At 66.8% G+C, this 13,011-nt stretch carries 13 protein-coding genes and 1 tRNA gene; 3 read left to right on the forward strand and 11 right to left on the reverse strand.

Going from position 1 to position 13,011, the window contains the following annotated elements:
- The first annotated feature begins 159 nt into the window (after positions 1–159).
- A complete protein-coding gene (gene tmk / locus XcuCFBP2542_RS01540; protein ID WP_104601873.1) occupies positions 160–840 on the forward strand; it encodes a dTMP kinase in 681 nt (226 codons plus the stop codon).
- Positions 841–1,246: 406 nt separating this feature from the next.
- Here the strand turns inward: tmk and XcuCFBP2542_RS01545 are convergent, their stop codons facing one another.
- The 5 genes from XcuCFBP2542_RS01545 to birA all read right to left on the reverse strand — a co-directional run bounded on the left by XcuCFBP2542_RS01545 (position 1,247) and on the right by birA (position 4,580).
- Positions 1,247–1,606, reverse strand: a complete 360-nt coding sequence (locus tag XcuCFBP2542_RS01545) for a DUF1902 domain-containing protein (RefSeq protein ID WP_208800414.1) — start codon at positions 1,604–1,606, stop codon at positions 1,247–1,249.
- Between the two features lie 290 nt (positions 1,607–1,896).
- A tRNA-Thr gene (locus tag XcuCFBP2542_RS01550) sits at positions 1,897–1,972 on the reverse strand.
- 32 nt (positions 1,973–2,004) lie between these two features.
- Entirely contained in the window at positions 2,005–2,865 is an 861-nt protein-coding gene (locus XcuCFBP2542_RS01555; RefSeq protein ID WP_104601874.1) for an SPOR domain-containing protein, read from the reverse strand.
- 9 nt (positions 2,866–2,874) lie between these two features.
- The gene (locus XcuCFBP2542_RS01560; protein ID WP_104601875.1) at positions 2,875–3,603 is read right to left on the reverse strand and encodes a type III pantothenate kinase; all 729 of its coding nucleotides are present in this window, start codon (positions 3,601–3,603) and stop codon (positions 2,875–2,877) included.
- Positions 3,600–4,580 carry a bifunctional biotin--[acetyl-CoA-carboxylase] ligase/biotin operon repressor BirA gene (gene birA, locus XcuCFBP2542_RS01565; protein ID WP_337999770.1) on the reverse strand — a complete coding sequence of 327 codons (981 nt, stop codon included), beginning with the start codon at positions 4,578–4,580 and terminating at the stop codon, positions 3,600–3,602. Before birA ends, XcuCFBP2542_RS01560 begins: the two co-directional genes overlap by 4 nt.
- 75 nt (positions 4,581–4,655) lie before the next feature.
- Between birA and XcuCFBP2542_RS01570 the strand changes: the two genes are divergently transcribed.
- Positions 4,656–4,961, forward strand: coding sequence for a hypothetical protein (locus XcuCFBP2542_RS01570; RefSeq protein ID WP_104601877.1), 306 nt, complete (start codon positions 4,656–4,658; stop codon positions 4,959–4,961).
- Positions 4,928–5,725, forward strand: a complete 798-nt coding sequence (locus tag XcuCFBP2542_RS01575; protein WP_104601878.1) for a M90 family metallopeptidase — start codon at positions 4,928–4,930, stop codon at positions 5,723–5,725. The genes XcuCFBP2542_RS01570 and XcuCFBP2542_RS01575 overlap by 34 nt, the downstream gene beginning before the upstream one ends.
- Positions 5,726–5,831: 106 nt before the next feature.
- On the opposite strand, the gene XcuCFBP2542_RS01580 is transcribed toward XcuCFBP2542_RS01575, so the two are convergent.
- From XcuCFBP2542_RS01580 to dusA, 6 genes are all read right to left on the reverse strand, one after another.
- Positions 5,832–7,016: a DUF1501 domain-containing protein gene (locus XcuCFBP2542_RS01580; RefSeq protein ID WP_104601879.1), complete on the reverse strand. Its 1,185-nt coding sequence runs from the start codon at positions 7,014–7,016 to the stop codon at positions 5,832–5,834.
- Positions 7,017–7,057: 41 nt separating this feature from the next.
- Positions 7,058–8,644, reverse strand: coding sequence for a DUF1800 domain-containing protein (locus XcuCFBP2542_RS01585; protein ID WP_104602005.1), 1,587 nt, complete (start codon positions 8,642–8,644; stop codon positions 7,058–7,060).
- 122 nt (positions 8,645–8,766) lie between these two features.
- Positions 8,767–10,137, reverse strand: coding sequence for an ATP-binding protein (locus tag XcuCFBP2542_RS01590; RefSeq protein WP_211292966.1), 1,371 nt, complete (start codon positions 10,135–10,137; stop codon positions 8,767–8,769).
- Between the two features lie 74 nt (positions 10,138–10,211).
- Complete coding sequence (locus XcuCFBP2542_RS01595) at positions 10,212–10,895, reverse strand: response regulator transcription factor (protein ID WP_002808458.1); 684 nt, start codon at positions 10,893–10,895, stop codon at positions 10,212–10,214.
- 72 nt (positions 10,896–10,967) lie between these two features.
- Complete coding sequence (locus tag XcuCFBP2542_RS01600) at positions 10,968–11,273, reverse strand: hypothetical protein (protein ID WP_223214472.1); 306 nt, start codon at positions 11,271–11,273, stop codon at positions 10,968–10,970.
- A 322-nt stretch (positions 11,274–11,595) separates the two neighbouring features.
- The gene (dusA, locus tag XcuCFBP2542_RS01605) at positions 11,596–12,600 is read right to left on the reverse strand and encodes a tRNA dihydrouridine(20/20a) synthase DusA (protein ID WP_104602007.1); all 1,005 of its coding nucleotides are present in this window, start codon (positions 12,598–12,600) and stop codon (positions 11,596–11,598) included.
- Between the last annotated feature and the right edge of the window lie 411 nt (positions 12,601–13,011).

Consider the following 13,011-nt stretch of genomic DNA (forward strand, 5'->3'; position numbering starts at 1 on the left):
AGGGGACAGCCGGCCGGTCGCGCATGGACCGGACAGGTCACCCCCTGGCCTGGCACGCACCTGCACGGTGCTGTCCGGGCGGCGTTACCGTGCATGGCAGCGGGCGCGGACGGCGGCGCGCAATACTGTTCCATTGGCGCGATCGGATAAAGTAGCGCGATGACAATCGAACTGAAGCCCGGCGGGCTATTGATCGCGATCGAAGGCATCGACGGCGCCGGCAAGACCACGCTCGCGCGCAGCCTGGCCACCGCCTTGCAGACGTCCGGTGCACGCGTGGTGCAAAGCAAGGAACCGACCAACGGCCCCTGGGGCACCCAACTGCGCCAGTCCGCCGCCACCGGCCGCCTGAGCGCCGATGAAGAAGCCGACCTGCTGATCCGCGACCGCCACGAACACGTGGACACCTTGATCGCCCCGGCGCTGGCGCGCGGCGACATCGTGATCCTGGACCGCTACTTTCCGTCGATGGTCGCCTACCAGGGCGCCGCCGGCCTGCCGCTGGACACGCTGCTGGAACGCAACGCCTTCGCCCCGCGCCCGGACGTGCTGCTGCTGCTCGACCTGCCGCCAGCCACCGGCCTGTCGCGCATCCGCGCCCGCGGCGATGCGCCCAACCATTTCGAAACCCAGGACAACCTGGAACGCTGCCGCACCATCTTCAATCGCCTGCAGTTGCCGGGCAAACATGTGCTGGACGCCAGCGCCGACGCCGACAGCGTGCTGCGCCAGGCACTGGCGATTGTCGCCGCCGCCCTCGCGCAACGGCTACGCAACGATGTCCATGCCGACCACGGCACTGCCGCGCTCCACGCCCTGTCGGCCGGCCGGCCGGCGTAAACGCTGCCTGGCGCGGCCCGCCCTTGGCGCGCCGCGCAGGACGCCGCGCCAAGCGCCAGCTGCCCGACTCCACCGGATGACGCGACGCCCTGCCCTTGCGGCGCAGCCACGCCGGCATGGCGCGCGAAGCGACGGGATTGTCGTGAGCGGCGGGCTTACAAATTGTCCAGGATCTGGAAAAATTCGTGCTTGCTCAACCCTGCTTGCGCCAACATCAGCTTGAGAATTCGCCGGTGGTAGGGAGAGTTGTGCTGGTCCAATGTGACCTTCCGAAAGGCTTGCCTTCGCCCGATACCCAGTGCTCGTGCGAGGTCCCATTCTGGGGCCTGGACTCAAAGCCCAGTTGCTTCAGCACCAACGTGAACTCTTTGTGCGTGACCGGTCGCTCCTTGACCATACGATCCGATCAGCAAGACGCAGGAACAACCGGAAGCATTTCCCGGAAAGGCTTCACGTCGCGCGCTGTGCAATGGAAAGCGCGTGCGATCTTCGCGACGTATTTGATGGCGTAGTAGCGAAGCCACTCAGAGGCCGGCGCCTTACGGCGCGTCAGAAGATAGTAAGCGTGCTGCTTATCCGGCCCAGCCAGGGCGTCCTTGACGTAATCGAGGATCTGCTCGTCCAGCTTGCGCCTTGCCTCTTCAAACGAGTCGGCTTGAGCGGCAAGTGAAAGATCGAGGCAGACTGCCATCCACAGCGCACCATCGCGCTCTGCGTAGCAGCGCAAGATTAGCTCGCTTGGGCGCATAGCGGCCTCCTGAGGCATGGATCAACCACCTTCCTGGTGGGTTGATCGGCAAATTCAGCAAAAACTTCAACACCCAGTTTGCACGGATGCTAGGTGCTTGACGACGGATCCTAAACTCACACAGGACATCTTGGTTAGCCTCTCGTCACACACAACCATGCACAGCAGCACACTCCCGGCCAAGCCCTTGATCGGAATTGCTTTTTTTGACCTGACAAAGCTTGAAGACAGACGGCGCGAGGACCCAGACTTAGCATGAATCCCTGCAGGCTGCGTCTCAGACTACTACGCGACACACCCTTCCGAGGTGGTGCCGGCACCCGGATTCGAACTGGGGACCTACCGCTTACAAGGCGGTTGCTCTACCAACTGAGCTATGCCGGCAAAGGCAGGCGCGTTGCGCGCCGATGCGTAGTCTAGCGTAGCGCGGCGCATTCTAGCGACCGCAGCCGGGAGGCGCCCACCGTGGCCTGCAAGGCGCCGGCCGCCACCGTGCTGCGCACATCGATCCACCAGCGCGACTGACCGCTGCCGCTGGGCACCAGCTGCGCCGGAAACCCTGCGCTCACCAGGCTGGCCTGGCGCCGTTCGGCGCGCTCGCGGCTCTGGTACTGCCCCAGTGCAACGGTATTGCCCTCGCCTTGGGCGATCACGTAATAGTCGCCGATGCCGGCGGCCGCAATCCGCTTGACCAGGGCCTGCGCGGCCGCGCGGTCGCCCACGTTGGGCAGCATCACCCGGAAGATGCTGACACCGGCATCGGCGTCTTCGCGCACGCTGACACGACTCACCTGCCCCCGCAGCCGCGTCAGCGCGGCATCGGCATCGCTGCGTGCCGCATACGGCCCGAGACTGGCGCAGCGCTCGGCTGCGGCCGGTGGTGTCTGACCCACCGACGCGGGCGCGGACGTTGCTGCAGCAGTCGCCGCCACGGTAGGCGTGGCATCGCGCGCAGGCAGCGCTGGCTGCTCGGCGGGCGGGGAGACGCGCGCGACGCCTGGGTCCGCAGGTGTCGTATTGGAGACAGCCGCTGTCGCCACGACCGGTGCCGGTGCCGGGTCACTGGAGGCGGTGACTGCGTCAGCCTCCGTTGGCGCAGCGACGGCCGGCGGCGGCCGCGAGGCGGCGGTGGCCGGCATCGGCAACACTTCCAGCCGCGCCACGCCGGTTGGCTGCGGCGGTGCCACCGGCGGTGCCGGCGGCGGCTGCATCGCCCACCACAACGCCACCCCGGCATTGAGGACGATCAACACCACGATGAGCGCGCGGACATACATGCGGCGATTCTAAGCGCAGGACGAATGGGTCGCCCAGGTGGCCAGGCCGTCCAGCACCAGTGCGGCGCGGAAGCTGGCGTCGGGCAACAACGGCAGCAGTGGCGGCGCGCCACCGCCATGCACCAGCAGTCGCACCGGCTCGCCCAGGCTGCGTTGCGCGTGGTGCAGGCTGCGCTCGATCAACGCCACCGCGGCGCCGTCGCAGCCGGAGGTCAAGGCATCGTCGGTGTCGTTGGCCAGCTCCACATAGTCGCCACCGCTGGCCGGCAGCTGCACCGCGCGCGCATGCAGCGCTTGCCGCATGGTGGTGGGCGAGGCGGCGATGCGCCCGCCATGATGCTGGCCGTCGGCACCGAGCACATCGATGGTCAGTGCCGTGCCCACCCCGGCCACCAGCACAGGTGCATTGCCCCGCGCACCCAGCAAGGCCAGAAACCGATCCACGCCAAACCGGCTGGGGTCGGCGTAGGCGATGCGAATGCCGGCGCAGTCGGCCACGGTGCGTGCGATGCGCACCTGCGCGAAACGCTCCTGCAGGCAGCCGATCATGCGCTGCGTCAATGCCGGCGCCGCCACGCTGGCCACGTAGGCAACGCGCCCGCACGGCAACGCCGCCAGTGCGGTCGCATCCATCGCTTCGGCGCCATGCGCCCAGGCCTGCACCTCGCCTGCGCGGTTGCCGTGCAGCGGCGCGTACTTGAACCGCGAATTCCCCAGGTCGAACAACCACTCGCTCATGCAGGTCTCACACTGACTTCTCCGGAGTGGAACAGCCGCTCGGCCTCGCCCAGTTGCACCCGCAAGGCACCGTCGGCGGCCAGGCCGAGGGCGACACCGCGATGCAGGCTGCCGGCCTCTTCCACCTGCACCGTACGGCCTTGCAGCACATCCAGCGCCGCATAGCGGGCCAGGAACGGGGCCAGCCCCTGCGCCTCGAACAGGTCCAGCGCCGGCAGCAGCGCCGACAGCACCGCGGCCACCACGGTATCGCGCGTCACTGCGCGGCCGGCCAGGGTATCCAGGTCCACCCACGGTTGGTGGATGGTGGCCGCGGCCGCTGGCGGCATATGCACGTTCAGGCCCAGGCCGATCACCGCGCGCGCGTTGCCCGCCATCTCCCCGCCGCCTTCGATCAGCAGTCCGCCCAGCTTGCGCCCGCGCGCCAGCAGGTCGTTGGGCCACTTCAGGCCGACGTCCGCAAACCCGCAGCCGCGCAAGGCCTCCGCGACCGCCACCCCGACCGCCAGGCTCAGCCCGGCGAGCTGGCCCAGCCCGCCGCTGAAACGGCGCGAGGCCGACAGATAGACATGCGCCCCCAGCGGTGAGGTCCATTGACGGCCGCGGCGGCCGCGCCCGCCGGTCTGGCGCTCCGCCAGCAACACCTCCACCCCGCACTGCGGTGCCGGACGCGCCAGCAGGCTGGTATTGCTGGATTCCAGCGTCCAGGCCACCTCCAGCGCCGCCAGCCCGGCGGCGGCCTCAGCGGTCATGGCGGCACGGATGCGCGCGGCGTCCAGCAGGTCCAGCGGTGCGGCCAGCCGGTAGCCATCGCCAGCGCGTCCTTCGATGGCGACGCCTGCGGCGCGCAAATTTTGAATGCGCTTCCACACTGCGGCGCGGGTCAACCCCGCATCACGCGCCAGCGCATCGCCGGACAGCCGGCCGCTCGCAAGTTTGGCCAGCAACGCGCGGTCATCCACGGCAACGGTTCCCAAATCGATCCGCGAAAGTATGCGCCAAGCCTTCCCCCCCGCCCAGCGCGGCTTGCGTGAGGGAGTGAAAACCGCGTTATGATCGGCGACTCACGCCGCTTGCCCTGGATGTGGACGATGCGCCGACTCACGGTTTGCCTGCTGCTGTCATTGGTTCCGCTTGCCGTCCTGGCATCGGACCGGCCGGTCGACGGCGATCATGACGGCTGCGTCAGCGACAACTCGGCCGCACGCGGCAGCGCGCATGGTGGCGAGCCGGCAACACGCACGCAACCGCACAAGCCGGCGCCATCCAGCGGCGGCGGCGGCGATACCGAAGGGCTGCTCCCGCGCGCGCGCATGCTGCCGCAATGGCACAGCTTTCTGCCCGGCATGTTCCGCTGATCCAGGGATGGCTGCGCTGGCTGCGGCGGCGCCCGCTGGAGATTCCCGATGCGCTATGGAACCCGGTACGCAGCGAATGCGCCTGGGTGGCCGCACTGGATCCATTGCGCCAGCAACGCCTGCGCACGCTGGCCGCAACCTTTCTGCATCAGAAAACCATTTCGCCGGTTGATGGCCTGCAGTTGCAGCCCGGGGATCAGGTGTTGCTGGCCGCCACCTGCTGCCTGCCGCTGCTGGAATTCGGGGCCGCCGGGTGGCGTGGCTGGTCGCAGCTGATTGTCTATCCGGATGCCTTCCGCGTGCAGCGCAGCCACATGGATGCGGCCGGCGTCATGCACGCCTGGGACGACACCCTGATCGGCGAGGCCTGGGAGCAGGGGCCGCTGATCGTCAGCTGGGCCGACGTGCAGGCAGACCTGCACGACCCGTGCGCCGGCTTCAACGTGATCGTGCACGAGATGGCGCACAAGCTCGATGCCCTGGATGGCGTGCTCGATGGCACCCCACCATTGCCGCGCGAACTGCAGCGCCGCTGGGCGCGCGACTTCCAGCAGGCCTTCGATGCCTTCTGCCAGCGTGTGGATGCCGGCGAAGACACCGAGATCGACCCGTATGCCGCCGAAGCGCCGGAGGAATTCTTCGCGGTGGTCAGCGAATACCACTTCTCCGCGCCGCAGGTGCTGGAACGGGTGATGCCGGCCGTGGCCGCGCATCTGGTTAGCGTCTATGGACCATCGCCGTTTGCGCCGCAGCCAGCGCGTTGATGCTGCCGCGCGGTGGCAGTGCATGACTGCGGCAGTCGCGTGAGTGAACTGCCCTCGCCAGTCAGATAACGCAGCAATCGCTCCTGCAGGCGCCTGTTGGCCGCGCCTACACCAAGCCAAGATCCCGTGGCGTCGCGTCCGGAAATACGCGCGCCAACTGCGCCGGTGAGAGCCCCCATAGCCGCTGCAGCACGCCGCCGAACAGACTGCGGTAATTGGTCAGCACCGGGTAATCGCGATTCTGCAGCAGCTGCGCCTGTTCCACGGCAACCTGTTCGCCCGCGATGCGCCCGCCGTGCACGCCGCCGCCCAACACCCAGTAGGTGGTGCCATGGCCATGATCGGTGCCCTTGCTGCCGTTCTCGCGGAAGGTGCGGCCGAACTCGGAAATCACCACCACCACGGTGTCGTTCCAGGCCGGGCCCAGTGCATCGGCGTACGCGGCCAACCCTTCACCCAGGTTTCGCAGATTGTTGGCCAGGCCGCCTGCGACACTGCCCTGGTTGGCATGCGTATCCCAGCCACCGACATCGACAAACCCCAGGCGGTACCGCTCGCGCATCAAGCTCGCCATGCGCCGGGTTTCATCGGCAAACGTGCGCGCACTGGCAGCGCCGCGCCCGGCCTGCTCCATTTCCTCGCGCAGCTGCGCGGTGACTTGCTGGCGCAAGGCCAATCCATCGCGGGCTGCGGCCGCCAGCGGCGTGCTGTCGTACATCTGCGACAGTATCTGTGACTGGCGCGCGTCCAGCCCGCCCTTGCCGACGCCCCGCAACGAAACGTTGGGCAGATCGCCGCCGCCTTGAAAGGTCAACGGTAGCGAATCGGTGAAGGCAATCGCCGGCACGCCGCTGAGCACGCCCGACAGGCGCGCCATGAAACCGGAACGGTAATCGCGGTGCTTACCCGCCTGACCGGATTCGATATCGTCCTGGGTTTCGAAATGGCTGCGCGAGGTGTCGTCGGTGCCGGCGAACGGCACGAACGCCAATTGCCTGCGCTGCCACAGCGGCAGCAAGGCATCGCGCATCACCGGATTCAAACCCCACTGCGTATCCAGCACGATGGCGCTGTCGAGATTTGCAGGATCCGGCCGCGCAATCGCCAGCGTGGGCCGCGATTGGTAATAGAAATCGCTGGCGTGCGGTACCAGCAGGTTATTGCTGTCGTAACCGCCACGCAGGAACACCACCAGCAGGCGCGCACTGTCGCGCGGGGCGGCAAACAGACGGCCTGTCCACGGCAGGCTCGCCGCAGCGGCGGAAGCAAGCAGAAAGCGACGACGTTGCATGGAGGTTCTCCTGCGGCGATGACCACACCGCATGCGATGAATCAGCGATAGTTGAAATCCGGCGACGACAACAAGAATCCATTCCATTCCGTCGGCGAGCGCGCCTGCTCCAGCGCCTGGCGCGTGCCCGCCGACAACGACGGTGCCAACCAGCGATACGACGCGCGCGTATCGATCTGCGTCACTGCGGGGATCGGCGTGTCGGTATCGCCGTCGCGCCGGAACAATTGTTTGGGCCCACTGCCCAGCGCGCGCGCCACCTCGAACCGGCGCGCCAATTGTCCGGAGCTGGTCCAGGCCTGCGATTGCAGCGACCACCCATCCGGCGTGATACGGCCGAACAACGGCTCACCCAGTTGCTGTACCCAACTGGCCATCGGGCCGGCGTTGCGGACCGGCTGGTCCGCATAAGCCAACCGCATCGCCGACACCACGAAGCGGTTCGGGTCCTTGAACTTGCGCGGTTGTGCCTGTGCGAACTCCGCAGAATCCAGCATGGTCTGCATGACCTTGGCAATATCGCCGTCGCTGTGCTGGAAGGTGCTGGCCATGCGCGCCACCAGCGCCGCCGGTGGCGTGTCGCTGACGAAATATTCGGCCATGCGCTGCGACACGAACTGCGCGCACGCCGGCTGGCGCACCAGCAGGTGCACGGCCTGTTCGATCTCCTCCAGCCCGCCACCGGCAATGCGCTGGCCGAGCAGCAACTTGTCGCCGGGCTGGTGACGCGCCGGGTTGAATTCGAACAACCCCTTGCGCACCACCGGTGGCTGACCAGGCTTGTTTACCGGCAGCGGCGGCGCGCCCGTTGCCTTGATCGGCACCAGGCCAGCGCCTGTGAGGATCAAGGCCAGCTGCTGCACATCCTGCTGGGTGTAGCCGCCATGCACGCCCAGCGTATGCAGCTCCATCAGCTCGCGCGCATAGTTCTCGTTGACCTTGCCCTTGGCGTTCTTGGCGTTGTCCAGATACTCCAGCATCGCCGGGCTTTCCAGCGTGGCCATCACCAGATCGGCAAACTTGCCGGTGGCGTTGGGGCGGATGGCGTTTTCCATGTAATCGGCGGCCATCCACTTCACCCGGCCCTTGTCGGCATACACGCTGAAGTGATTGAGCCAGAACCACACCAGCTGCTCGCGCAGTTGGTCCGGCGCGTACACCGCCCGCAACAACTGGGCCTGGCGCGCCTGGGTGAGCATCTGTCCGCCGCGTGCCTGCCAGTCCTTGCGCAGGGCAGCCTTCTCATCGCCATCGGGCATGTCCTGCAGGCGGATCTTGTCGGCCTCGTACTGGGTCAACAGGGTCACCAACGGCGTATGCAGCGCATCGAACTGCTGCAGCTGCGTGCGGATGGGTGCCGGCAAGACGGCATCGGCGCTGGGCCGCAACAGCAGCGTGCCGTAGCCCTTGGAACCGAGCCGCCGTAGCTGCATTGCACTGTCGGCATCCACGACGTAGGTGGCGCGCTGCAGCCAACGCATCTGCATCGCCGTCAACGGCGCTTCGGCAGCGTGGCCGATGACGGCGCTGGCGCCGCTGGCGACCAGCAACGCAAAACGCCAGCGCCAGCGGCGGACGCTCGCCGAGCGCATTCCCACGCCAGGTGCCTGTGCAACGCGCTTGACCATGCGGCTCTCCATCGCAACTGCCTGCCATCGGACCAGTATGGTCAAGCCAACGCACGAGGCGTTAAACGGTTGTCGGAGCGTCGGATGCCATTGCCGAAGAGTTCATCCGGCCAGGCGGGGCATCACAGTCCCGGCGGCAGGGTCACATCGAAGCGGGCGCCGCCCAGCTCCTGCGAGCGCACCACCTGCAGTTCGCCGCGGTAGGCCTTGATCAGATCCTGCACGATCGACATGCCAATGCCGTGCCCCTGCACGCGCTCGTCGCCGCGCACGCCGCGCTGCAGGATCTTGGCGACATCTTCCGGCGCGATGCCGGGACCGTCGTCTTCCACCGACAGGATCAGGCCGGCACGCCGGCTCCCGGTGGTGGGACCCGGCTGGGCGGTCAACAGCACGCGGCTACGCGCCCACTTGAAGCCGTTCTCCAGCAGGTTGCCCAGCAGCTCCTGCAGATCGCCCGGCTCGCCGTGGAAGCGCGCCTCCGGCGCGATATCGAATTCGCATAGCACACCCTTGACCGAATACACCTTCTCCAGCCCGCGGACGATTTCTTCGGCGGTTGGCTCGATCGGCAATGGCGCGGCAAACAACTTGTGGCCGCTGGAGGCCGCGCGCGCCAGCTGATACGACACCAGGTCGTTCATGCGACGCAGCTGTACATCCATCTCTTCGTGCAGATCGCGCTCGGAGGCCCCGCTGTCCAGCTGGGTGCGCAGCACTGCGATGGGCGTCTTGAGGCTATGCGCCAGATCGGCCAGCGTATTGCGTTGGCGCTCCAGATTATCGCGCTCGCTCTCGATGAAGGCATTGATGCTGTCGGTCAACGGCTCCAGCTCGCGCGGATGCTGCTCGCTCATGCGCTGGATCTCGCCGCGCTGCACCTTGGTCAGCTCGTTGATGACCCGCCGCAGCGGGCGCAGGCTCCATTGCAGGATGAAGGCCTGCAAGACCAGTAGCACCACGCCGGCACTGCCCAGGTAGAACCACACCGCACCGCGGAACACCCGCAGCTGCGCGCCCATCGAACGGGCGTCTTCCATCACGTAGATGGTGTACGGAATCTCGCCACCATGCTCGCGCTCGACGTAGCTCACGCCCAGGCCATAGCGATACAACTGGCCGACGCTGCCGTCGATCTGGGTCATCTCCAGCGGGCCGATGAACTCTTCCTGGCGCGGTTCGAGCATGCGGCCATGCGGGATGTTCGGCCCTTCGGCCGACATCGAGGTCCAGCTTTCATCCGGGCGCACGACTTCGACATACAGCCCGCCACCGGGCACGTCGAAACGCGGATCGGGTGGCTGTCCACCGATATACAACGAGCCGTCGCGCACGAAGTCGATATTGGCCGCATAGGCGGAGGCGTAGTTCTTCAGCCGCTCGCGCAGGTTGCGCTCGGCGGTGTCGGCGAACGCCACGTCCAGCGCATAGCCGGCCAGCGCCAGAAAGGCCACCAGGCTAAGGCTGGCGGCCAGCAGCTGGCGCGCCTGCAGGGAGCGCGGGCGCCAGCGTTTGTACCATTTGGAGCGCCCCGGCACGAAATCGTCCTGCTTGCCGACGTGGGACCTCAGCCTTCGGTACGCGGGATGGCGAAGCGGTAGCCGCGACCGCGCACGGTCTCGATCGGCTTCAGCTCACCATCGGGATCGAGCTTCTTGCGCAGGCGGCCGATGAACACTTCCAGCACGTTGGAGTCACGGTCGAAATCCTGCTGGTAGATGTGCTCGGTGAGGTCGGCCTTGGAGACCAGCTCGCCGGCATGCATCATCAAATATTCCAGCACCTTGTACTCGTAGCTGGTCAGATCGACATTGGCGCCGTTGACACTGACCGTCTGCGCCGCCAGATCCAGCGCCACCGGTCCGCATTCCAGCGTGGGCTTGCTCCAGCCTGCCGCACGGCGCAGCAGCGCGTTGACCCGCGCCAGCAGCTCCTCGACGTGGAACGGCTTGACCAGGTAATCGTCGGCGCCCTGCTTGAGGCCTTCGACCTTGTCCTGCCAACTCGAACGCGCGGTGAGGATCAGCACCGGGAATTTCTTGCCTTCGTCGCGCAGCGCCTTGATCAGTTCCATGCCCGACATCTTGGGCAGGCCCAGATCGATGATGCCGACGTCGAACGGCACTTCGCGGCCCATGTACAGGCCTTCCTCGCCGTCCTGTGCGGCGTCGACCGCAAAGCCTTCACGCTTCAGGCGGGCGGCAAGGGTCTCGCGCAGCGGAGCTTCGTCTTCGACCAAAAGGATACGCATGCACTCTCCCTTAATTACGTTGGCGGCCGACGGCCTGGGAATTTATGAGACTGAACGCCTGACTATCCACGTTCAGTGGTTATCGTCGCGTGGTGGGGTGCCGGACGGCGGCGCCCGCGGCCCATCGGCCTGCGCCTGCTGTTCCGGCTCGTACACGGTGTGCACGCGCCCATCCTTCATGTACTTGACCCGGTTGAGGTTACCGCCATCGAACGGCACGCGTTCGGCACCCAGGATCTGTCCACCGGTGGACCGCTGTACGTGCCGGATGGTGTCCGACAGGGTGCGGCTGCCGCCGCGCGCCGGCGCAGGCATCGCCTCACGCCCGCCCTGGCCCATCGGCGGATAGCCCTGCCCCCACGCCAATGGCGCAACCATGGCAACCGACAAGGTAGCCAAGGCGATGGAGCGGGCGCGGTGGGAGACTTGGGTCACGGCTGAATCCTAGCGGGTTGTTCAGGAACATTCAAAATGTGTGAAATCGGCAATCCATCGCAGCATCGCCAGGCAGCGGATACGCGCCAAATTCTTGATTTTGTGGGGTGAATCCGATCTGAACTTTTTAGCACGGAGTTAACGCCGTTCAGCCAAATGAACTCTGCACTTGCCGTGCATGCGTGCTGGTATGCCTGGCCATTCGACGTCCCTGGCGTTCAATGGCCGCACGCCAGCCGTCCAGCCAATGCAAGCGGCGAGCCAATCAGGCGACCACGCGCCAGGGCCGCTCGTCGGTGCGCTGCAACGCCTGCTCGACCAGCTCCCAGCCAGCCCCGGAACGATGCGCGCCTTCACTCAGCACCTGCCGGAACGCCCGACCTCCCGGCTGACCGTGGAACAGGCCCAACACATGGCGGGTGATGTGCTTGAGCGCCAGGCCCTGGTCGAGCTGCGCCTGCACATACGGCCGCAACGCGCGCAGCAGGTCCTCGCGCGAGCGCTGCGGGCGGCCGCTCAGCGCAGCCTCCAGGCAATGCAATACATAGGGATCGTGGTAGGCAGAACGGCCGAGCATGACGCCGTCGGCCCGTTGCAGGTGCGCCAGGGCGGCGTCGACGGTGGCGATTCCACCGTTGACCACGACCGGCAGCGACGGACGTTCCTGCTTGAGCCGATAGACCCAGTCGTAGCGCAGCGGCGGCACCTCGCGGTTTTCCTTCGGGGACAGGCCTTTGAGCCATGCATTGCGCGCGTGCACCACCACCATCGCCGCACCGGCGGCAACCACCTGGTCGACAAAGCTGGCGAACACGGCGTAGTCCTCGTCATCGTCCACGCCCAACCGGCACTTGACCGTGATCGGCAGCGTGGTGGCGGCGCACATGGCCGCCACGCACTCGGCCACCAGCGCCGGCTCGCGCATCAGGCAGGCGCCGAAGCGCCCGGCCTGCACGCGATCGGATGGGCAGCCGCAATTGAGGTTGATTTCGTCAAAGCCCCACTGCTGGGCGATGGCGGACGCCTGTGCCAATATCCCCGGCTCGCTGCCGCCGAGCTGCAGGGCCAACGGATGCTCGACCGGGTCGAAACCGATCAACCGCATCCGATCGCCATGGATCACCGCATTGGCATGCACCATCTCGGTGTACAGCCGCGCCGACGGCGCCAGCAGACGGTGGAACACCCGGCAATGCCGGTCGGTCCAATCCATCATCGGGGCAACGGACAGGCGCAGGGAAGCAGCGTAGCGATCGGCAGAGACGGTCATCGACGGTGGGCCGCAGCTGGCGGCCATTCGGAATGCGAAGCAGGATCAATAGCTTACACGGGCCTGGATGAATCTGCGGCCGTGCGCGACGGCAGGCTGCCTGGGCAGCTAGCGGTCGGCAGCATGATCGCCGACCCGTTGCACGGCAGGTTCCCGAAGACGGATCGGCTACCACCGATTCGCGTGGCTGCAGATCGGACGGGCTGTGCCCTCAGGTAGGCGAAAGTGCGGGGGGATCTACCGCAGAAAGAGGCCGGCAAGAGTGCCTGGCGCGACTGGGTCTTCCGTTGTGCACCGAGGATGCAGCCATCGGGTGGCATCGCATTGGCAATGCGTAGTGCTTGCCAGCAGTCGCCTATGCGCGGCGGACGGTGTGCATCCCCGATGACGCACGCAGCGCCCTGGACCGGT

Origin of the sequence: Xanthomonas cucurbitae, from assembly GCF_002939885.1 — a bacterium.
In the GTDB taxonomy this organism is placed as follows: Bacteria; Pseudomonadota; Gammaproteobacteria; order Xanthomonadales; family Xanthomonadaceae; genus Xanthomonas; species Xanthomonas cucurbitae.

Excerpts from the sequence above, each read along its gene's own strand:
- tmk (WP_104601873.1), top strand. The coding sequence starts at position 160 with ATGACAATCGAACTGAAGCCCGGCGGGCTATTGATCGCGATCGAAGGC.
- XcuCFBP2542_RS01545 (WP_208800414.1), bottom strand. The coding sequence starts at position 1,606 with ATGCCTCAGGAGGCCGCTATGCGCCCAAGCGAGCTAATCTTGCGCTGC.
- XcuCFBP2542_RS01555 (WP_104601874.1), bottom strand. The coding sequence starts at position 2,865 with ATGTATGTCCGCGCGCTCATCGTGGTGTTGATCGTCCTCAATGCCGGG.
- XcuCFBP2542_RS01560 (WP_104601875.1), bottom strand. The coding sequence starts at position 3,603 with ATGAGCGAGTGGTTGTTCGACCTGGGGAATTCGCGGTTCAAGTACGCG.
- XcuCFBP2542_RS01570 (WP_104601877.1), top strand. The coding sequence starts at position 4,656 with ATGATCGGCGACTCACGCCGCTTGCCCTGGATGTGGACGATGCGCCGA.
- XcuCFBP2542_RS01575 (WP_104601878.1), top strand. The coding sequence starts at position 4,928 with ATGGCACAGCTTTCTGCCCGGCATGTTCCGCTGATCCAGGGATGGCTG.
- XcuCFBP2542_RS01580 (WP_104601879.1), bottom strand. The coding sequence starts at position 7,016 with ATGCAACGTCGTCGCTTTCTGCTTGCTTCCGCCGCTGCGGCGAGCCTG.
- XcuCFBP2542_RS01585 (WP_104602005.1), bottom strand. The coding sequence starts at position 8,644 with ATGGTCAAGCGCGTTGCACAGGCACCTGGCGTGGGAATGCGCTCGGCG.
- XcuCFBP2542_RS01595 (WP_002808458.1), bottom strand. The coding sequence starts at position 10,895 with ATGCGTATCCTTTTGGTCGAAGACGAAGCTCCGCTGCGCGAGACCCTT.
- XcuCFBP2542_RS01600 (WP_223214472.1), bottom strand. The coding sequence starts at position 11,273 with ATGGTTGCGCCATTGGCGTGGGGGCAGGGCTATCCGCCGATGGGCCAG.
- dusA (WP_104602007.1), bottom strand. The coding sequence starts at position 12,600 with ATGACCGTCTCTGCCGATCGCTACGCTGCTTCCCTGCGCCTGTCCGTT.